The sequence below is a fragment of the Bradyrhizobium sp. RDI18 genome (assembly GCF_043203335.1).
GTDB lineage: Bacteria > Pseudomonadota > Alphaproteobacteria > Rhizobiales > Xanthobacteraceae > Bradyrhizobium > Bradyrhizobium retamae.
On the sequence record NZ_JBICRN010000008.1, the window covers coordinates 4,737,789 to 4,758,280 of the forward strand.

The 20,492-nt window shown below is 55.9% G+C and carries 15 protein-coding genes and 2 pseudogenes; 10 read left to right on the forward strand and 7 right to left on the reverse strand.

Going from position 1 to position 20,492, the window contains the following annotated elements; genetic code table 11:
• Window positions 1–546 precede the first annotated feature (546 nt).
• Window positions 547–807: pseudogene (locus ACFXS9_RS32055) on the reverse strand (transposase); the annotation flags it as partial.
• Window positions 808–1,222: 415 nt separating this feature from the next.
• Between ACFXS9_RS32055 and ACFXS9_RS32060 the strand changes: the two are divergent.
• A complete protein-coding gene (locus tag ACFXS9_RS32060) occupies window positions 1,223–2,449 on the forward strand; it encodes an esterase/lipase family protein (RefSeq protein WP_392696021.1) in 1,227 nt (408 codons plus the stop codon).
• Window positions 2,338–3,801: a tetratricopeptide repeat protein gene (locus ACFXS9_RS32065; RefSeq protein ID WP_392696023.1), complete on the forward strand. Its 1,464-nt coding sequence runs from the start codon at window positions 2,338–2,340 to the stop codon at window positions 3,799–3,801. Before ACFXS9_RS32060 ends, ACFXS9_RS32065 begins: the two co-directional genes overlap by 112 nt.
• Window positions 3,802–5,410: 1,609 nt before the next feature.
• Here ACFXS9_RS32065 and ACFXS9_RS32070 read toward each other — a convergent pair.
• Entirely contained in the window at window positions 5,411–6,814 is a 1,404-nt protein-coding gene (locus tag ACFXS9_RS32070) for a phospholipase effector Tle1 domain-containing protein (RefSeq protein ID WP_392696025.1), read from the reverse strand.
• Between the two features lie 792 nt (window positions 6,815–7,606).
• Between ACFXS9_RS32070 and ACFXS9_RS32075 the strand changes: the two genes are divergently transcribed.
• From ACFXS9_RS32075 to ACFXS9_RS32090, 4 genes are all read left to right on the forward strand, one after another.
• Complete coding sequence (locus tag ACFXS9_RS32075) at window positions 7,607–8,191, forward strand: hypothetical protein (RefSeq protein WP_392696028.1); 585 nt, start codon at window positions 7,607–7,609, stop codon at window positions 8,189–8,191.
• 1,306 nt (window positions 8,192–9,497) lie between these two features.
• Window positions 9,498–10,472 (forward strand): hypothetical protein, encoded by a 975-nt coding sequence (locus ACFXS9_RS32080; RefSeq protein WP_392696030.1) that lies wholly within the window; start codon window positions 9,498–9,500, stop codon window positions 10,470–10,472.
• Window positions 10,473–10,486: 14 nt separating this feature from the next.
• Entirely contained in the window at window positions 10,487–10,702 is a 216-nt protein-coding gene (locus ACFXS9_RS32085; RefSeq protein WP_392696032.1) for a hypothetical protein, read from the forward strand.
• A gap of 85 nt (window positions 10,703–10,787) precedes the next feature.
• Complete coding sequence (locus tag ACFXS9_RS32090) at window positions 10,788–11,132, forward strand: hypothetical protein (RefSeq protein WP_392696034.1); 345 nt, start codon at window positions 10,788–10,790, stop codon at window positions 11,130–11,132.
• Between the two features lie 139 nt (window positions 11,133–11,271).
• On the opposite strand, the gene ACFXS9_RS32095 is transcribed toward ACFXS9_RS32090, so the two are convergent.
• The 4 genes and pseudogenes from ACFXS9_RS32095 to ACFXS9_RS32110 form a co-directional block, all read right to left on the reverse strand.
• The gene (locus ACFXS9_RS32095) at window positions 11,272–12,147 is read right to left on the reverse strand and encodes a hypothetical protein (protein ID WP_392696037.1); all 876 of its coding nucleotides are present in this window, start codon (window positions 12,145–12,147) and stop codon (window positions 11,272–11,274) included.
• A gap of 40 nt (window positions 12,148–12,187) precedes the next feature.
• On the reverse strand, window positions 12,188–13,558 hold the full coding sequence (locus tag ACFXS9_RS32100; RefSeq protein ID WP_392696039.1) for a PASTA domain-containing protein: 1,371 nt from the start codon (window positions 13,556–13,558) through the stop codon (window positions 12,188–12,190).
• Between the two features lie 35 nt (window positions 13,559–13,593).
• Window positions 13,594–14,376 carry a hypothetical protein gene (locus tag ACFXS9_RS32105; protein ID WP_392696042.1) on the reverse strand — a complete coding sequence of 261 codons (783 nt, stop codon included), beginning with the start codon at window positions 14,374–14,376 and terminating at the stop codon, window positions 13,594–13,596.
• Between the two features lie 420 nt (window positions 14,377–14,796).
• Window positions 14,797–15,369 (reverse strand): annotated as a pseudogene (locus ACFXS9_RS32110) (adenylate/guanylate cyclase domain-containing protein); the annotation flags it as partial.
• A 97-nt stretch (window positions 15,370–15,466) separates the two neighbouring features.
• Here ACFXS9_RS32110 and ACFXS9_RS32115 point away from each other — a divergent pair.
• Together ACFXS9_RS32115 and ACFXS9_RS32120 are read left to right on the forward strand one after the other, a co-directional pair.
• Complete coding sequence (locus ACFXS9_RS32115) at window positions 15,467–16,936, forward strand: M15 family metallopeptidase (RefSeq protein ID WP_392696045.1); 1,470 nt, start codon at window positions 15,467–15,469, stop codon at window positions 16,934–16,936.
• 524 nt (window positions 16,937–17,460) lie between these two features.
• Window positions 17,461–18,303 (forward strand): N-acetylmuramoyl-L-alanine amidase, encoded by an 843-nt coding sequence (locus ACFXS9_RS32120; protein ID WP_392696048.1) that lies wholly within the window; start codon window positions 17,461–17,463, stop codon window positions 18,301–18,303.
• A gap of 210 nt (window positions 18,304–18,513) precedes the next feature.
• Here the strand turns inward: ACFXS9_RS32120 and ACFXS9_RS32125 are convergent, their stop codons facing one another.
• Window positions 18,514–18,897 carry a hypothetical protein gene (locus ACFXS9_RS32125; RefSeq protein WP_392696051.1) on the reverse strand — a complete coding sequence of 128 codons (384 nt, stop codon included), beginning with the start codon at window positions 18,895–18,897 and terminating at the stop codon, window positions 18,514–18,516.
• A 110-nt stretch (window positions 18,898–19,007) separates the two neighbouring features.
• On the opposite strand from ACFXS9_RS32125, the gene ACFXS9_RS32130 reads away from it, so the two are divergent.
• Together ACFXS9_RS32130 and ACFXS9_RS32135 are read left to right on the forward strand one after the other, a co-directional pair.
• Window positions 19,008–19,223, forward strand: a complete 216-nt coding sequence (locus ACFXS9_RS32130; protein ID WP_392700130.1) for a helix-turn-helix domain-containing protein — start codon at window positions 19,008–19,010, stop codon at window positions 19,221–19,223.
• A 103-nt stretch (window positions 19,224–19,326) separates the two neighbouring features.
• Complete coding sequence (locus ACFXS9_RS32135; RefSeq protein ID WP_392696054.1) at window positions 19,327–19,992, forward strand: hypothetical protein; 666 nt, start codon at window positions 19,327–19,329, stop codon at window positions 19,990–19,992.
• Window positions 19,993–20,492: the final 500 nt, after the last annotated feature.

Sequence of the window (20,492 nt, forward strand, 5' to 3'; positions counted from 1 at the left end):
AACGCACTGCGGTCCTGGATCCCCGGCTTCCACATTGTAAATGCTACATGTTACCAGTGGCGTCCGCCCATCAAAATAATCATCCGGCATACCACCACAACCAGGCTTTACAGCTTTCAAACGGACCTTATACTTTTCTTCAAAGCCCTTTAATAGTTTGACAAAGCATGTCGACATAGCGTCTTGAGTGTCGCTATCAGAACACTTCCAAATAGCGACATCTGAAAGACATCTCGCTCGCTCCCGTCCATTAGTGTACTTGGCGCAAACATCGATCGCTGATGCATGGACGCTCCAGATGCAGCTACTTACAAAACCGACCATGCTGAGGCGAGCATATTTGCGAAGCATGGCTTCCTGCCTCCTTACCGACGATTTCAATCGTGGATCCCGCTTTAGTTCCCAGTCCGGACGCGCCGCTAAGGATGTTTTTAATTCTTTTCCATTTCTCGAGCTCGTCTTTCCAGTATATTGATCTGATTGCGAGCAGCCCCTTCTTTCATCCCGCAATGAGCAGAGTCCCGGATTGATTTGAGCCCATTTGGCTCAGTGAAGCAACGGGACGGGCGCGGAGCCCCCGGTGCAGCGCAGCGTCCCGTCCCGTTGCGTGTCGGGGGCGCCGCGATCAGCGTCAGCGGCCGGCGTGAGGTTGCCAAGGCCGCTGTGCGGTCGGACAGTGTTGTAGTGGTCTTTCCAGAGCGACAGGGCCTCTCGGGCATGCGCGAGAGAGTTGAAAAGCGTTTCGTTCAGCAGCTCATCACGCAGGCGGCCGTTGAAGCTCTCGATGAAGGCATTCTGCTGCGGCTTGCTCGATGTCCGCTATGCCCGATAGCGACCAAATTCTGCAGCGCAGCGAAATGACGCTATGGGGTCAGAAGCGGCCGTGAGCAACTGCAACAATTCCCGCGCAACGGCATCGTTCGTAACCTGAAGTCTCGGCCCCTTCCATCTGCACGGAGAGCTGGGTTAGATTTGGCGAGCTGTTAGCGGGGTACCGAATCCGATCATTGCGCCCGCCGATAGCATAAGTACCGCAAAATTCTCACGCCTGGAACGCGGCTTATAAGATGACGCAGCTAATTAAAGTTGCTCGTTGGAGCGATGGCGTCCGGCTCAATGTTGTATTTGTTCATGGGTTGGGGGGCACGCGTACGGTACTTGGCGACGTGGTGCAGATAGCAGCGCGTTTTGGCCGACGTGGCTCGCGCGGGACATTCCAGGGTTGGCTGCCTGGACACTCGACTACGAGGCGCCTCCAACGAACTGGTTTGGCACGGCCATGCCGATTCAAGACCGCGCCAAAAATGTATTGGAGTGCCTTCTTGGTCGCCGCGAATTGAGAGGCACGCCACTCGTTTTCGTGTGCCACAGCTTGGGCGGCCTGGTGGTGAAACAGTTCCTGCGGGCCGCTGACGGACGGCGCGCATATAGCGCGGAAACGCAATCCCTTCTCGATTCGGTAAAGGGAGTCGTCTTCCTGGCGACGCCTCATACGGGATCGATGCAGGCTACGCTGCTCGATAAGTTGCGGCTGATCGCCTGGCCCTCTGCATCGACACTAGATCTTGTAAGGAACAACGCCAATCTGCGTGACCTCAACGTTTGGTACCGGAACTGGTCAGGTTCCATTCGTCACAAGGTCTTCTATGAAAAGAAAGGAACCACGGCCGGTGTCATCGTTGGAGACGATAGTAGCGATCCCGGATTACTGCACGTAGACCCGGTCGGCATCGACGCGGATCATCTGGATATCTGCAAGCCTGCCGACTTCAGCAATCTGGTCTACATCCGAACTCGGGATTTCATTGTCGATGAGATCGTTCCAGATGTCGGTTTGAGTGCGGGCTATGGCACATTTCAAGCCTCTGATCTACCCACATTGCCTCATTCACGATCGAGCAAGTTCGCACCAATCGCGCTGCGACTGGCGATTATCTCTATCGTGGGCCTACTCTTCTTTAAGGGAATCGAGGCCCTCCTCTTTCCACCGGATGTTTTGGGCGCAGCAACCATTGAACAGATTACGGCTGCTGTTCGAGCCAAATCGCCAACATTGACCCAGCAACAGAGCGACCGGTTCATTGAAGTGCTTAAGGAAACACGCGGCGAGCCGACTTTTAAGAGTGCTGTCGAAGCAGCTAAGAAGGGCGACACCCGCGTTGCAGAGGGGATTTGGCGCCAAATCTATGAAAACCGGGAAAAGGAGGAGAATAAATCACGGCAAGAGCGAGCTGCTGCGGCGCGCAATGTCGCGGCCAGCGCTATTGCCAACAACAATGCGGAAGGGCTGCTGTGGTATGAAAGAGCGACCAGGCTTGATCCTGATAACATGGCCGGTTGGCTTGGGCTCGGCAATGCCGCCATGGTGGGGGAACCCTACAAGACGCTTATGAGGCATTTCAGCACTTCCTTGAGCTCGCTCGTCGTGCCGGAAACGAAAGCGACATAGCTCTCGGCTTGACGGGGCTCGGCGACGTGCTGGTGATGCAGGGCAAGCTCGACGAAGCACTCAAGCGCTATCGGGATAGCCTCGGCATTCGTGAGCGCCTGGCCGCCCCTGACCGCACCAATACCGGTCGGCAGCGCGATCTTTCCGTGTCATACGAGAGAATCGGTATCGTCTTAGTAGCGCAAGGCAAGCTCGACGAAGCACTCAAGAGCTACCAGGAGGGCCTCGCTATTGCCGAACAACTTGTCGTCTCTGATCGCAGCAACACCGCTTGGCGGCGGGATCTCGCGGTGTCCTATGATAGCATCGGCGATGTGCTGGTTGATCAGGGCAAGCTCGAGGAGGCGCTCAAGCGGTACGTGAATAGTCTCGCCATCAAGGAGAGTCTCGTCGCCTCGGATCGCGCCAATATGGGGTGGCAGAGCGATCTCGCGCTGTCGAACGAAAGGGTCGGCGACGTGCTGGTGGATCAGGGCAAGCTCGACGAAGCGCTCAAGAGCTACCGGAATAGCGTCGCCATTCGTGAGCGCCTGGCCGCCTCCGATCGCAGCAATATCGGCTGGCAGAGCGCTCTCTCGCTGCCCTACCAGAAGGTCGGCGATGTGCTGTTGGCGCAAGGCAAGCTCGACGAGGCACTTAAGAGCTACGGAGATAGCCTCGCCATTCGTGAGCGCCTCGCCGCCTCCGATCGCAACAATACCAACTGGCAGCGTGCTCTCTCAGTGTCATATGACAAGGTCGGCAGTGTGCTGGTGGCTCGAGGCAAGCTCGACGAGGCACTCAAGAACTATCAGGATAACGTCGTCATCTTCGAGCGCCTCGCCGCCTCCGATCGCAGTAATTCCGGTTGGCAGCGCGATCTCGCGGTGTCGTTAAACAAGGTTGGCGACGTGCTGGTGGATCAGGGCAAGCTCGACGAAGCGCTCAAGAGCTACCGGAATAGCCTCGCCATTCGCGAGCGCCTCGCCAGCTCCGATCGCAGTAATGCCGGTTGGCAGCGCGATCTCTCGGGGTCGTACCATAGGATAGGCAATGTGCTGGTGGCTCAGGGCAAGCTCGACGAGGCCCTCAAGAGCTACGGGGCTAGCTTCGCCATTATTGATCGCTTGGCCGATTCAGATCGCAGCAATACCGCTTGGCAACACGACTTGTCCGTTAGTTACGCGAAATTGGCTTCGGTGCATAATAAGGCTGGCAACGTGAGCCGAGCCTTGATGGCGTTGCGCAGTGGACGAGACATCATTGCGACGCTCATCGGACAAGGCTTCGTACAATGGAAGGGCGACCTCGCCTGGTTCGACAAAGAGATCGCCGCACTTAAAGGACGAACCCAAGAAGCGGAGAAAAATTGAATCGCTTACTGTCAGTGCGTTGGAGCAATTGCGCCGATATCAGCATCAACGCTGCTGCGTTGATGCGGTGGTGAGCGAAGAATGCAGGGTTAGTGAGGGAGGCAATCGTGTTTTGCAAGTTTGTCAGCTTAGCGACACGCGGTTGCGTACTAAGTTGCTTATTGGGCGCCCATGCTTCAGCAACCGATGTTTGTAGCAAGTATACCGGCGGCCAGCGAATCGCGTGCCTTAATGATGTTGGAGCTTGGGAATGCTCTGACAGCGATAATCAAAAGGCCATGTCCGCCTGTTTTGTCGGCTTGCTAAGGGCCTTTGAAGACAAGTACAAGGTCCGCTTGCGGGCGATAAAGCCTGGTTGTTTCGGCATGGATGATCGTTTTATCGACGGACGGACGCGCCTGGCAGGATGCCTCGTCTACAATACGGGAGAGGGCGAACCAGGTGAGGAGTGTGTTAGGGTCACCGCGTCTACCTTACGATGTTGTGATTTGGCTCAGACTTACGACAAAAATGGAAAACGCCGTTCAGGAGAATCGTTTCGAAGGACGTTTTGTAAGAATGTCTCTTGCGAGCTGGGATCTCGGAACTGCCGGGGCGATTACACGACGGTTAAGTTTCGACCGAGCTAGGCCGTGGTGGTCGTGCTCGTCGTCTTACTCGTAACGTTCGTCCCCGTGGTGACTGCGGACGCGTCGATGGGCGATATTTGAGCCGCATCGTGCAGCGTCATAACAGCGAGGTCGTACATTCTCGCACCGGTAAACGTTATCTGGAATGTGCCGGAGGTCGAGACGCAAGATATGAATAGAACTATCCGCCTTGGCCCGACGTACCGTTGAATTGGGTGAACGTCGCGAGACCCACTCCGTTTTGCGTAGCAGTCGGAAGACTATAGTCGTTTTGTCTGACTATAACGAGCAACTTATTCGAACCGCCGGAGGGCACGGTGTACGTAAATGAATCGGAGCTCGCGGTCCCTGAGTGCTGCGTTAAGTTGAGCGTATCTAAAGGGTTGGATAGGTACCCCCAGCAGATGAGGTAGCTTCGGAAGCAAGTTCTCCGTCAACTGAAGAAAGGAAGTATGGCGAATTACCGTAGAGCTCCTGTGATCCAGTTTTGTTAAGCCGTTCGATATACGGGATGGATAAGACCACCCAAAGCCGACTATACTGTCCAGCGTGCGTTGACCTGTGTAGTCGAGCGAGACGTCTGGCTGCAACCGTTGCGCCCCGGAGGAAGATCGAGCGAAATACGTTGCGCGAATGCTTCCGATCCGCCGATTTTTGGTATCTCAGTCTGATCCGAATAGACGTTGGAGTTGGGGACCGTGGGCGAGCCGCCACCCACCAAACGCAGCGAATGCCGGCTGAATCGGCATGAGCACCATGAGTGCAAGAATGAAAAGCGAAATTGCTTTCGATTGGACTGACCCGAGCTTCCAACGAGAATCTTTCACAAATAATAACTTCACGGACACCAGCACAATAACATGCGCGACAACTGTGCAGCCGCGCTTGAAATCGTCATTGTGGATAGTCGGCCTCGCCTCTTGGATGATGTTTGCGTCACATCTAGCGAAGTAACGACAGGCCTTTTTTATTCTGCCGGACTACTTGCTGTAAAAACTCTTTGCCTTGTCATGCTCTTTAAGATTCGATGGGCGATAGTCTTCGTATCGGTCATAGTTCAACACTCTACCTGCCTGCAATCTTTCTAGGACCGAAGGGTGAAGAGGGTAATCATTTTCGAGGCGCCGACTACTCCGTTTTGCATACTTGAACACGCTACTGCGGGTCTCATCGTGTTGGGGGCCGGTGGGATCGGGGTATAAGTGCAGAGAGGAAGCATCATATTTTAAGCCCACGGCTACGGCTGCGTCGAGCATCCACTTCAACGAGATATCCGAGAGACGAGACTCGCTTTCTTTATAGCTGCCTCCGATATCCGCGTGATTTCCTGGGAACCACAACTGCTCAAACCATTGTGGTTCAGAGTCCTTCCAGACCCCCGGTTCGCCCCATTGCACTCGTTGAAACGATTCTCTCGCCTCGTCGATTGAAAGCGCGTGTCGCGCGAAATTGACGTTCTTGTTGAGGGTTCGATCGTAAAAAATCATGCGGGTTTCGGTGAGGTGCAGCGTCTCATACCAAGGGTAGCCAGGCAGATCGAACGCGACTCGGATTCGCGTGAGGAAGTTCGCAAAATAGCCAATTACGCCGATGGCAACGGTTAAGCTAGCGAACCACAGCCACCATGATGTGGCAATTTCAAAGAAGTAGGAGAGCCCCCACCAGATGAGTAGGCTCAATAACGCAGTTAGGACGGGCGCCAAGGCGATCAATCCGACTAACGCGATCGGGTTCGACAACGAGGCGACCGTATCGAAGACGCCGACGAAGTACGGGTAGACGTTCGGCTCCTCGCCGTTCGCTGAACCGTACTGTTCGCGGAATCGCTTCGCGATGGCCTCTCGTTGATCGAGCAGTTCAAGTTGCCGTTTGGATGCCTGCGCCTTTTCCCAAGAACTAGTGTGTTGATAGACTTTGCGAACCGCCTCCCTCGCGATTTTCTTCGACGATGCTTCGTCGTGCAAGAGTGGAGATCCGTCCTTCATTTGCGTAGGAATTCCGCATTTGCATAACGTCGCCGCAAGACACCGGATGGTGTAGGCGCCACGACTGAAGCCAAACAGGAATATCCGATCACCTGGACGCCAAAGACGAACGATGGCTGCGTAACAGTCGATGATATTGCCTGTGAGGCCAAGTCCCAAGGCTTGGCTGACCAAGTTGTAGAATCGGGTCCAAAGTGACGCGAGCCACCCACTACCCGGTGGTAAAGTCCCAATACCCGGATCGTAGAAGGCGACCTGTTCCGCTGGATTGACGCATAGGTCAGGGCCGCACCGTGTCGCTCGGTATAACTTGTAGATATTGCTGCGATCTTCATCGACCAACACTCCGCCACGCTGGCCTGTCCCGTCCGAGTAGATGACGATATTCCGGGTGCCCATACTGCTCGCCCTCACAGCCATCGGTTGCGCAAGCAATGTAACTGATTCGTCGGATTGTGGTCTGGTTTGCGTTGCCCAACGTCAAAGCATTTCTGCTCCAAGGCATCGGCTTGTCAGATGAATTCGTTCCGAGATCGGCAAGGCAGTGGCAGCGCTGTCGATGGCAGAGCCGCTTGAATAGTATGACGCCAACGCGAAGGACAACCTGCCTCGATAAAAGCCTTGGCGGAAGTCCGGCACGGGGCGACCCGGGAGGGGTGGTGCTACCCGCACGTCCAAGCGATCATCGTGGCCATCGATCAGTACGCGGAAGCTGCCACCGGCAACCGCAACTACTTCCTCAACAAGCGTCAGAGTACTGGATGACGCTGCGCGACGCACCCTGCGAGCGATTACTTCTCGCTCACGCAAACAACTTTAAAGACCTGGTAAGGGCACTTGGCCGTCGGTCTGGTTTCTACATGGATTATTCGATATCCTAACTTCACGTCGCCATCGGGCTTGTGAACAGTACAGATGTTTTGTGCCACGACTTCCTGAGTAGAATCGCAAGTGTAATAGCCGTCAATTGGCTGTGACGGACAATTGTCCTTGAATTGACCGATGCAGATTTTATGGTCAGCCAGTGCCGGGGATCCAGCAACAAAGCTCGCAGCGATAACTAAAGCACCGCACCGACGCACTTGCTCGTCCCTCGCACGTGCAAAATATTAAACTACAACTACGGTCCGATAAATGCAATAGTCGCTAGAATGGTGACGTTTGAGCTTCGATCGATAGGTTAGAACGCGCATGACCGCAGGCAATTTTCCGAGAAATGGGCGGACGAAATCATGTGTCGCTTGCGGCGCATTGATGCCTGAAGCGGCCACTAAATGCACAAAATGCAACAGCTATCAGAATTGGCATAATCGACTCACGATCAGCACTACGGTGCTCGCGCTTCTCACTGCTCTCGTATCGGTCATTGGGGCCACCATTCCGAATTTGTGGAGTTGGTACAAGTCTGGAAACTCGCATGTCGTCGTCTCTTTTGCACATGATGACAATCAAGGGGGGTTCTCTCTGGCAGCAACAAATGACGGCGACCGGATAGGTTCTATTGCCAGCGTAACTGTCGAATTCGTCGTGAAGGAAAAACCGTACTCAATCGCCGCCACGCTCGATCAAAGGGCGAATCCGAGCGTTGAGCCCGGCAAGAGCCAAAAAATCAGATACGAGTTGGATGTTGGAACAGAGCTCGTTGCGTACTCTCCTAAGGATGTGGTCGGAGAGTGTTTGCTGAAGGTCGAAGTCCGTGAATTTGCGGGGACCAGAAGCCCAACGCTTCGCAGGAAATGTACCGAGCTTCGCCCACTCGATTTTGGCCTGAAGTGAAGGATTATTCGAGATGCGCGATAACTTCATAGTAGCGCTGACAAGTGTGCTTGTAGCGTCGTCCATTCATAGCGCGCCCGTTGTTGCGCAAACGGTCCGCGTTTGCGTCGGACAGTATGAGAGCAGGTGCCCTCCTCATGACCTTTACTTGGGTTGCGGAGCCGATGTGGAAGGAAAAGCACGCGAGATTTGCAAATCTCGTAGTAGCCCGAGCCAGCCAGATTTCAATATTGTGAGAGGATCGGACGTTCCGGGAAATCGATGCGGCTACGCGTCGATCCTTGTTATCTGCAGAGGCGACAACCCTAATGCACCGCCCAGATAATTAAGGCTTCATCCCGCAGGAACTACTACGATACGCGATCGATTTCTCGTGCCCCGTGAATAGCCGGGAACGAGGCGCAAAGTGAGACTGCCCACTCAGCGCAGGCGGCGATATGGGTATTGCACCCATTCGCCAATCGCCCAGACGACGGCACCGGCCCTTCGGGCGATGCCGCGGCATTCAAAGCTTGGCTTACACAGATCAGTCAAAGCACCGCTAAAAGCGGCCAGCGAGGGCGGTGGTCTATTCGGAATTGGTGACGTTTAAGTAAGTGAGCCGAAAAGGCGACGCTTACGGCAATTTCAAACGCCTTAGGAACTTGAAAGGCTGTGTTCGGCCGATCACAATACGACCGAACAACCACGCGATGTCACAATCCGACGTCTATCGTACAGAGACATGCGGGACTACTAACGCCTGGACTTCTTGCCCATCTTTTTTGATGATTTTGTCGAGCCCTTCTTGGCAGATTTCTTCGGCGTTGCTTTCTTTGCGGTTTTTTGGCCACCTTCTTTGCGGTCTTCTAAGCGGTTTTTGGAGCCTTAGCAGCCTTCGCCGCGGTCTTCGCTGCCTTCTTGACCGATTTAGGAACGCGCTTGGCAACGGCCTTTTTTGGCCTTTTTCACTGCGGTCTCGGCAAGCTTTCCCGCCTCTTGCGCTGCGAGGTCCGCCATCTGGTCGATGATAGGCTTGTTTCCTCAGAGGTATCGTTGCCTTGACCATTAGTAACTTGCTTCTCGGTATCCATGACCGCCTCCGGGGTTGAGACTCTGCAATGCAATACCGCTTTTCGCTTCAACTGCGCCCTGGCATTGGGGGCAGGCGTCCCAGCTGGCGGTCGAGACGTCGGGCTTGGCGATCAAGGTCGCGATTACCGGCGCTAGCTATGCGAGTGTTGAGGGAGTGCGAAATTGACCCTGTCCTTTTCAACTCATTCAATTTACTCCGGATTTACTTGGATCCCAGATCCGGCCGGGTCTCTTGCCTAAGTCCCATTCCCACTACAAGGAATTCCTAGACCTCAGGGGTGACGGCCGGGTCGTGCTCTACAAGAGGGCCGACCATCAGAATCCAAAATGGACAGTCCGGCTTAAGATCCCGACCGTCGAAGGCTTCGTCGTCAAATCCGCCAAAACCACCGACGACTTTGAGGCACGAAGGTTTGCGGAGGACCTGTACTACCGGCTAGAGGGCAAAGCTCGGAGGGGTGAGCCCATCAACTCACCAACTTTCCGAAGGGTCTTTACCGAGTGGGCAAAGGTACCAGTGGCTGAACAGGTGGTTCGATCGGCTAGGTATGTGAACGGCAACGTCAGGCGGGTCGAGATTTGGGCGCTCCAGTACTTCGCTGACATTACCATCGACAAAGTCACCGAAGCCATGTTGGCGGACTACGTGGACTGGAGGCTCTCGCAGCCTAGACGACCTGCCATAGTAACGCTCAAGAACGAACGGACGGCGATACGCCAGCTGCTTAGGTTCGCCAAACGGCGCGGGTATATCTCCGAGGTGCCCGAGTTCGCCATCAAGTCGGGCAAGAACAACGCCCGTCCCGATATCCCGGAGGTCGAATGGAATAGGCTGGTCCGCTTCCTGCCCGGATACGTCGACCGAACTCAGGACAGGCGACGGCAGAGGGAGAGGTTTTACCTAGTCCTCTACATCCTGATCATGGGTAATACCGGCATCCGGATTGGAGAAGCCCGGAAACTCAAGTGGAGGGATGCCTCGACCACCAGAACCCTCACCGACGAGGTCAGGGCGATATTGTCGGTTCGGGGCAAAACCGGAGAACGGGAGGTGGTCTGTAACCGCGGTGTCGAGCGTTACTTGGATGAGCTGCGGTCATTCCGGACCGAGGAGTTGGGACATTCCCCGTCCGACCAGGAATGCGTCTTCTGTCATCCGTCTGGGGCACCTGTCGGGTCGTTTAAGGGGGCTTCCAGAGGGCCCTGAAGGAAGCCGGCGTCTTGTTTGCATCGGACGGGAAGAAGCGTGTCCCCTACTCGCTCAGACACACCTACGCCACCATAAGGATATCCGAGGGAGTAAGTGTCTTTCAGCTGGCCGCCAACATGGGTACATCAGTCGAGATGCTAGAGGACTTCTACGGCAAGAAGCGAATGCGGGATCCGAAGATGGCGACCGAGGTTACGAAGGATCGGAGACGCGAACGCATCTCTTGAAGTTGACAAGCCATGGCCTTTTTACTCGGTAAAAACCACGAGCTTGAGCCAAGGCTGCCCTTTGCGATCCAGTTGGGGCCGACTGATGTTTTTCCTGCTCAAGTATGCAGAAGCATCATCAATTTTGCTAAGCGTTCAGCCGAGCCGTCCTTGGAAGGCCAACCGGGTCAATGCTTTGCCGAAACTGATGATAGAAGAGATCTATCATCGGTCGGCCGGGGATGGCCGAAGTGAGAAGGATAAACCAGCGTTTATGTTTGACGGCTTGCTTACCCTTGCCGCGAATCCCAGGTGTGCACGCAACAGAACGCGGCACCAGACTGGAGCGGTGGAGTGCTTGCTGCATGGCGCTGATTCTCCCAAATCAAAGCGCCAGACATCCACAAACTGCATCAAAGGTGAGTCAGAGCCAAATTTGAACACCAATTGACAGATAAGAAGACACACAGGCCGTTAAGCGTGGACGACGGAGTCACCGACGACAAGATTATGGTCGCGCGGTTGCAGTGGGGGAGAGCTGGTGGGGTACTTGTGGGGTCCCGCCTTCCACAGGGGGCCTGCGCACTTGTTTATTGCTCGGCAGGCTTGGCGCCCTCAGGGTACGTCAAGGATGTGAGGGAGATGAGGCGATCGAGCATGTCCCTCAGATATTCTCCCGAGATAAGATGATAGCTCCTGGCATCGCCCTCCTGGAAGGGCGCCTCTCCATCGGGCCATTGTGACGGAGGCGGCATCCGCACTTGCTCGCTGTCCATCGTGCCGTCGAGGTATCCTTCCTTGCCGGCCCAATTCTCGATTTCCCCCTTACCGCCGTGATATGCTTGGTAGACCACAGCACCTGGGTCGGCGATGAGAAGGCCTCTCCCCACGATGCCGTGCGCCACGACGAAATGACCGGCCGGCGCGCCGATACCGACGATCACTGGCCCCAACTCGAGCATCGTCCGGATGAGCTCCATCCAACCTCCTTCGGGCCGGCTCGTCACGTAGTGAGCCTTCGGTGGCGACGGATCTATGACATTGCCTCCTTCTCTCCGCTCGAACTCCCCTGTCTTCAGGTAATGCGCGGCGACTGAGTAGATCTTGCGGAAGTGGATCCTGCCTTCGGGGGTCAGCTCCACTTTCCCGGGTGGGTCGGCCTCGGGCCAGAATGCCTCTGCCATCCGCAGCGGATACCAGCTCGGGTCGATGGCGCTATCGGGCTTGGTAGGGAACGGGATGCTTCCCGCCGTACAGTCCTCCGCGAACCAGCGGAGAATAATTGCGGCCGTCGACGCATTGCACCCGTTTGCGCGCCAGTCCAGCATCCGCCCTGTCTTGGGCCCGCCGATCCGCTCATGCGCCCATCGTCCGTCGTATTGGGCTAGCAACCGCACCGGTGGATCGAGATATATGTCATCGCCATCCATGGTGGCGAGCGACGCAGTCGTTTCGATCTCAGGCATGGGTCTCTCCTTGCGCCAGCGTGGCGCTCGACGTCGGCGATCACCGGCCGTGAATTAAGCGCTCGCGGACGTGATAGCGGATAAGATTAGGGTCAAAGGTCTTCACGACGACTTTTGCGGGCTGCGTCACGATCCTCACCACGGATCCTTCGGGGACGGAGGTTCTGGCTGAGGGCGACACGTCCAGCACCTTGAATGCCTCCCCTGGTTCGACGCTGGCCTGGACCTGCTCCGGCACCAGACCAACGCCAACGACGGCCGCGTTGCACTCGTCCCAGTTCTTGCAGCCGGAAAGGTCCGGCACGGCGACCAGCTTTGCCCCCTTCGTCTCCGGAAGAGCCGGTAGCGATGCCTTCGGATAATCCGAGCCGATATTCTTGGCGTAGATCTTCGGGAATGCCGCTTGCTCGGGCGAGCGAAGGGCGGTGCGCGCGCACTCGGCGACCAGCTCGAGGTCGGCCTGAAAGTCGTCCAAGGCCTTCTGCAGCCCGTTCGGATCGGCACCGCGGATGAAGTCAAATCGGCTTTGGTTGTCGAGGATGTACTCGAGCAGGTTTACCTTATCGAGGTTACGGCTGCGTGCCTTGGAGCAGGCGACGAGAACGTCCTGCGCGTGCTCCAGGTCGGCCGAATTCGGCGGCAGCGGCCCCTGCGCGATCGCGATCGGCGCCAGCGTGACGAAGTAAGGCACGGCGAATTTGTCGGGTTCGGTGTTGAAGCTATCGAGGAAGCGGTTCGCATTGTCGAGCAGCTGCAGCGGATTGGTCAGGTCGGCGATTTTCAGATCGATCGGCCCCCCTTCATGATACATATCGATGTAGGTCGAGCTTTTGTATTTCTTCTGCATCTCGGAGAATTTCGCCTTGATGTCCGCTGAAAACAGGCCGTAGGACCCTTTCAGCTCCGCCGCGATGTCCAGCGATTCCTCGGAGGACTGTGTCTCCATGCGCATCGTTCCGACAAAGAGTCCGCCGCGGCCGATGCCGCGCACAAACATGTTGCCGTAGCGCGCCTTGAAAGACGCGGGGTTGCTCACCAAATCCCGCGCGTCCTGGCTAAGGACCGGCTCGTCGATCGAGAGGAATGCAAGGTCGACGCGCGTCGAGACCAGCATGAACAGCGAGTTGCTCTGGACCTTCTGCTTCTTGGCATAAGAGAGGCGGGCCGATACCTTCGGGCCGAAGGAGCCGGACCCGTAGCTCGCCTCGGCATCGATCCCGAGCGCTCTTTCTAGCTCTTCCGTCGATTGAATGCGCTGAACGTCGAAAGCGACGGTCGCGCCGGCGGCGCGTTGCACCGAAGCTTCAGCACCAGTAACCACTCGCCCCATCGGACTGCCCGTTGCGAGATCGGCGCCTACTCCGAAGGCGTAGCCAGGCAGGAAGGGCACAGTAACTTGACCGATTGCCATTGTAGTATCCTCCCTAAAACTCGGATGCATCGTGCCTATAGTCTATAAACTTCTTCCCATGGAGGCGGACCGTCGAACCGTGATTTGACCCAGGTAGCATAGGCCTCTCGTTGCGACTTAAGGGCTTCGTGCTCCCAGGTGATGGGATTCAACTCATCGTCCCTCAACCCGGCCACCCCTTGCGTCCGCAACAGCTGGGCCCGTACTGCTTGATACAAACCGAAGAATGGATTTTCGAGGGCTTGTCGCACCGGATAGACGGTGTTCTGACGCGTGGGCAGTGGGAACCCCATCCAATCGACGAGCTCACTGACGTACTCCGGGTCCGTTGATGCGCTGTCCACCCACGTCATTCCATCTTCGACGGCCTCAGGCAGGCCCTTTCGGATCGTCGATGCGGCTTCCGTCGTGCGCTCCCGAGCCGCCTGTACAAGGGCCGATACCGAGTTGTTCAACCGTGATTTAGCAGCCTTGAGGCCGCCCTCAAGCCTCTGGCTATAAGAAGATTGGAGGCCGCCCATCACTGTCTTGACAACAGTGTGTGCCATCTTCATTGGCGGAAAGAAACCTATGACGGTTGTGGCGAAGGACGAGAGAACAGGATCGAATCGGTATGTCGCGTCGTGGTTGTATTCGAGTTGGTCTATGTGAGCTGCGGCGGCAGACTCAAACTCGCTCACCGCGTCCAGCACGAAGGTTGTCCATAAATTTACGTTGTCCGCCGCAAGGGTTTGCGCCGCCGCGCGGACCTTGCCTTCCGTATCATTAGGGTCCGAATAGTGCCCCGCGTACTGTGGCGGCATATCGATTTCAGGCATTTTAGCCTCCTCGCTTGCGCGCTATGGTGTTCTGGGTATCGCTCGACATTTCATCGCGGCGACCTTGTAGATGGGTTCCTGGGCGGTTGAACGGGTGCGACGCCAGCGCGCTCGCGTGGCCTGCCGCCTAACGTTGCGGCCGCGGCCGCCGGGATCTTCGTTCACCGTGGCGCTGACCCGGCTGTGAGCAATGGGCAATACCCATTTTACATCAGAGGTTTTCATAGTGATTGCAGCGCAGATAGTAATGTGACACCTCCACCGAAGGGCTTGTGTGAACTAGATCACAAGAATGAGTGACCAAAAGCCGCAGCTGCAAAGGGGTTCATTACGGTCATACCGCGTGTCGCCATGGTTGTTCGTTGACTAACGGCAAGGCGCATTCTCTTTGCGCGGAGTCGCGCGAAAAGAGCAAAGATGATCCACGCGCTCGGCCCAGAGATGATTGCCGGTTTTCGGCCTCGATCAACTGCACGTTCACGCGGAGGCGTTTGCCGCCACGTTGCGTCGAGCCCTCCAGCACATAGCGGACGTTCAGCTCTCGTCCTAGCCTCCTAACGTCGATAGCTTTGCCCTTGATGGTGAACGCGGTGTTGCACGCTCACGAACGCGCCACTGATGCGCGACAAGTCCGTGGTCAGGGTTTCGGTCACGCCATCCACGAAGTACTCTTGCACGGGATCGCCGCTGATGTTCGCGAAAGGTAGAGCCACGAAGGACAGACGCGGAGCCGAAGATGGTAGTGGGGCGGTTGATAAGCATTCGCGCTCAGCCAACGGCATAGGCACGTATCGGACGGGTGATGTTCTTGAGGGTCTGCTCGCCAAGATCACTGAAATCGACCGCGACCTTGCCGCGAACCTGTTCGTAAGCGGATGACGAGATACAGATGCCACCCGGCTCAGCAATGCCTTCGAGCCGCGCCGCAACGTTGACCCCATCCCCGAGAATGTCATCGCCCTCGATCAGGATGTCGCCGAGGTTGATCCCGATCCAGTACAGCATACCTCATTGCAATGTTTGATTGTTTTATTATGATACGCTACTCTTGGATCTGTGGACAACTCTTTGCGTCTGAGCGGAGGAAACCATGGCACCGACGACTCCACAACTACGCAAGCTCTGGGCGCAATTCGAATGCGACGAGAGCAGGATGGTTGTCATCCCGTTTGGCCCAGACAAAATTCGGGTGGCTCCTCCGACGGCCCCCGTTTGGGAAGCATTGGCTGCCGTCCTGCAGCATCATGGGTATGAGATCAGAACAAAAGATACCGACAGTTATAATTGCCGAAGCATAAAAGGGACCACTGAAAGAAGTCTTCATTCCTACGGAATCGCCCTCGACGTGAATTGGAACACGAATCCCTTCATTGACCACGCTGGCAATCGAAAAGTTCGATTCTCGCCGAAATCTACACAGGCCGAACGTGCTGAGGACGTTCGGCTCGGACTTGCCGATACCGACATGACCGAGCAAATGATCTCTGACGTCGTAAAGATCCGTACGACTAACAACAAACAGGCATTAGCATGGGGAGGGAGTTGGAATTCAGTCAAGGACTCCATGCATTTCGAGATTAATGTGGGTCCCGCCGATCTCGAAGGCGGTATCGACGAGAGCACGGTGGTCGGCTTGAATTCTTTCATCGCCGCTGCCGCAGCGAGAGCTCCGTTCGCGGCCGTCACTACGGTAGCGGTGCCCACAGTAGTTGCTCCGGCATCCGGTAATCGATTTGTTGTCATTGCGCGCGATGGCTTGAAGCTTCGCAGCGGTCCATCGACGGAGTTTGGCGTGGTGCGCACCATAGCTGCAGGCACCGCCGTAAATGTTCTGTCGCGCCATGACATGTGGGCCCTCGTTGACCTTGAGGGTGACGGCAAGGCTGATGGCTTCATGAGCTTTCCGTTTCTGCGCGCCACCACAGCTGACCTTACGGTCGGTGCCAGTGATTTGGCAGCTGCCGCGCCGGCATTCGGGGACATTACAGGCCTTGTCACTCCCGAAATGGTGAAACGGATGTTCCCGGAGGCGACCAAACTCGCAAACATTGCGGCAAACCTTCCGTTTGTTTTTTCCGGGCTTCGGGCGCGCCAGCTTGGTGACCGTGCCATGGTGCTGATGTCGGTAGCCACAATTCGTGCCGAAACGGAGGGGTTTGTGCCCATTGATGAAGGCATCAGCCGTTTCAACACACTTCATTCGCCATTCGATCTTTATGAAGCGGGAACGCGAATAGGCACGAACCTCGGCAACACCGATCCAGGCGATGGCCCGCGCTTTAAAGGGCGTGGCTATATACAATTGACGGGACGCGATAATTACCGACGCGTGGGCCAGCAGATCGGATCCAATTTGATTGATCGGCCACAATCCGCTAACGACCCCGCAACAGCAGGTCTCATCCTTGCCCAGTTTCTCAGGAATAAAGATTCCGCAATCCGCACGGCCCTCGCGAACGGCGATCAATTGAGGGCACGTAAGCTGGTAAATGGCGGCAGCCACGGCTTCGACCGATTCAAAGACACCTTCGATCGAGGATTGGCAATATTACCGCACTAAGTTGCGCCGCGCTATCGAGACCTTCCAGGATCTTCCCCTCGATGAAGGCGGCCACGCGATCCGCGACCTCGCCGTGAGTAACCATCGAAAGAGATGATCGCAGACGGAGACCAAATTGATGGAGGCCGCAAAGACGGCCCGAAGATGCACCGAAAAATCCTTAAAGACATCGTCTACGATTTGTCGTTGCAGATGCCCTTATAATCAGACGTTACAGCGCCCAAGGTCCGTCGTGCTGCATCACAATGGAAGTTGACAGGCTAGGCACAAGGCTCTGCAACTAACGCAGATAATAACAAATATCTGCCTCAAGATCTCGGCCGAGCAGGCGGGTAACTCAGGTTAGTTAGGACGATCCGGCTTTCGCAGCGCCAGACAGTGTCGGCTTTTTCATCCGTTGAGATCGCAAATTCCAGCAGTACAGATAAACGGAACCTGCGATATTACCTTGTAGGTGCACTGCGTAACAAAGACGAGTAGTATTAGAACATTAATTCAGAATCTTCGTAGTTAGGAGTCTTCTGGTGGCCTACTCGGTAAGGCGGCATTTTCTGCACAAAGGCACCGCGCGTGTCGACTTCGTTGAGACGCTCTTTAATGGTGGGCAGTTCGTAACGCCACCGAGAATACTTGTGATGCATTTTACATACGGGGCCAGTGCCCGTTCCAGTGCGAATTGGTTTCGCGATAGGACGAACCCAGGCTCATCAGCTCACGTCGTCATTGATCGGGACGGTTCTGTCGTACAGTGCGCCGACTTCCAAACAGTTTGCTGGCACGCAGGAAGATCACGACTTCGCGACATTATCGGATTGAACGCTCACGCGCTTAGTATAGAGATTGCGAATTGGGGTTATCTGCGACAGGCTGGAGCTGGCTGGAAAAGTCATACTGGTGTAGCGATCGCAAATCCCGTTGTAGCGACCCACAAGAATGGAAACCCAGAGGGCAGCCCATCGCCTTGTGGATGGGAACCGTACCCGGAGGTGCAATTTTTAAATGCCGCCGCTGTCGCTCAAGCACTCGTTGCGGAGTATGGCGTTACTGAGATAGTCGGACACGACGACATTTCGAGAGGACGCAAATGGGATCCAGGTCCCGCGTTCGATATGTTGCGCTTTAGGGCGCGAGTATTCGGCGACCGGGGCATAGCTGGGGATAATAGATTGCGGGTAATGGCATCGGAGGGCCTAAATCTTCGAGCTGGCCCCGGCACTCAGTACAGCGCGCTCGAACTCCTACCGGTTGAAACCATACTTGACGTTCTTGCACGGGATGGCCAATGGCTCAGCGTGAGCGTTATCGGCCCGAACGATAGGCCGCGCGCTACGGGATGGGTCCATTCACATTATGTCGCCGACACCTAGTCATCTGAAGGCGATCTTTGGGGATCAAATGGTAGTCCTTGAGGGCGTTGTCCTGCTGCATACGAGCCACGCAAGGCCTGTTAGTCCATGATCGCTCGTCGGCGCCTTTAGTCATTGTAAGCCAACCCTGATCAAATCGATCTTGCCTTCCATCAGCTGTGAGTGTTTCGAAGCGCTAGGATAATTGACCGACCGTAACAGGCTACTCGTCTATTCGAAATAATAAGTGGATTCCCCGCGGTCGGTTGATATGACGACTTTCACAGGCCTGCACGCCGTAAAGCCGTGTAACCCTAGACCAATCCGTTGCGTTTCGCCCAACACCATTGGAGTGCCGTCTTTTCTTGGAATGGCATTCGAGAGTCTGACGCACTTTGGATCATCGTTCATCAAGATGCTTTTGACGATTATTGGCTTTTCTTCGCGTGATTGGACATTGAGAATGTCATAACGCTCATTGTTCGGCGGAATGCGAGTCTGCTCCATCCAGACTTTGAAATCAGGAGAGCTGTCCAAGAATCGAAGGGCTTCGGGATGCTGCGCCGCGTAAATTACGCCACCCGCTATTACAAGCACGAAGAAGTACCGAAACATTCTCTCCCCCACTAATCCAGGTAACCCATGCCGTTTGAGGCTTTAAAGCCGTGGGCGAATAAACCACAGGTTGGTTGGGTCCGTACATGGACCTACGCCAACTTTTTGCGATGAACCTTCGCCGCCTCCGACATGAGAGGAAGGTTTCGCAAGAGCAGTTGGCCCACGATGCCGAGGTGGACCGGGCCTACCTTAGCCGGGTCGAACGGGCCGTGACCTACGTTGGATTGGAAATCATCGAGAAACTGGCGACCATCCTGGGGGTGGATCCGGCCGAGTTCTTCCGGCGGCCTACCCGGTCCGGCTCCCGCAGGAAGGCTGACTAGGCCCTCTGCCGGTCTCGCTGAGCTCGTAGGTCGGGCTGCCCCAACATGTCCGTCGCCGCGACTTCAGTTTATGGCCAGCTTCCTGGACGAATAGGAGGGCCGGATGGACATCGACCGCAGGAAGCTATTGGCCGGTTCGGCTTGCCTGGTCCTGACAGGTTTGGTCGAACCTGTAGTAGCTTATTGCCGGGCCGACATTACTGAGCGCGACGAGGCGCCTCCGTGGCACCCCCTCACCCTATCACTTCTAAGCCGAGCGCAGCGAGCCAACACGATCGACGGACGAGCCAATATGGCTAGCATCGAGCACCTCGTCCGTGTGACGGCCGCCATTCAGGGCTGGACCGAACCTCCCATTATAAAATGGCTCGCTGATCCGGCCGAAGCTATCGCCCTGTTGAACGGGCTCGGTCTGCATGCCCTGCTCCAGATGGGTAACGCGCAACTGTGGCGCCGTGCTGGGCCGGCCGTGGACTTGGACGAGGATCGCTTAAATTCCCACCTCGTCCTAGGCGGACTGATTGGCAATATCGTGCGTGCGTCGGAGTATGACCGTGTCCTGATGGCGCCAAAGCTGCTCTCAAAGGCTCGGGTGATGGCGGAAAGCGCATCGGTCGAAGCAATTTTCGAGGTCAGAGCCATCGCGGCTCAGATCGGCTGGCTGGAAACCTGCCTGCCAATCGCTGCGGCCAAGGCTGTTGCTGATATCGAACTGTTTCTGTCCTCGGGCGGCTCTTCGAGCACGACGAGCCAATATATCATCAGTTGAAGGTGTTCGAGGCCTACGAGCTCCGACTTCTTGCTACGTGGGAGACGCCGACGATCATTATTTGCGTGCCGCGACCGATTGCCGTCTAACTAGACACGTCAAAACCGAACGTTTTTCGTGCGCCGATGGCTGCCGTGAGAAAGCTAACCGCCTGATGCTGACCACGTCTTTCCACTAGGGCCGTGCCAAATCCCGCTCGAAATACAGCGGGGATATTCAGATCTGCACATTCCGGCGACCCAATCTCTTCCAGCTGCTTTTGCAAGACACACGGCTCGCCTATGACTGCAAAACGAACGATATTCGAGCGAGGATGGCGTTCGAAGAGCCTGTTTCGAAGTTTCCGGGATGCCTTGGATTGAAGCAACCTTAGGTCGTTCAGATTTCAGGTTCTTACCGCTGGTCGCTTTGAATTTGCCGTCGCTCTCGACAGTTTTCACCTGAACTGTAGCGTCTGGCGCTTGCTGCGTCTTATCAGCGGTCCCTTGGCCCAGCTTGAC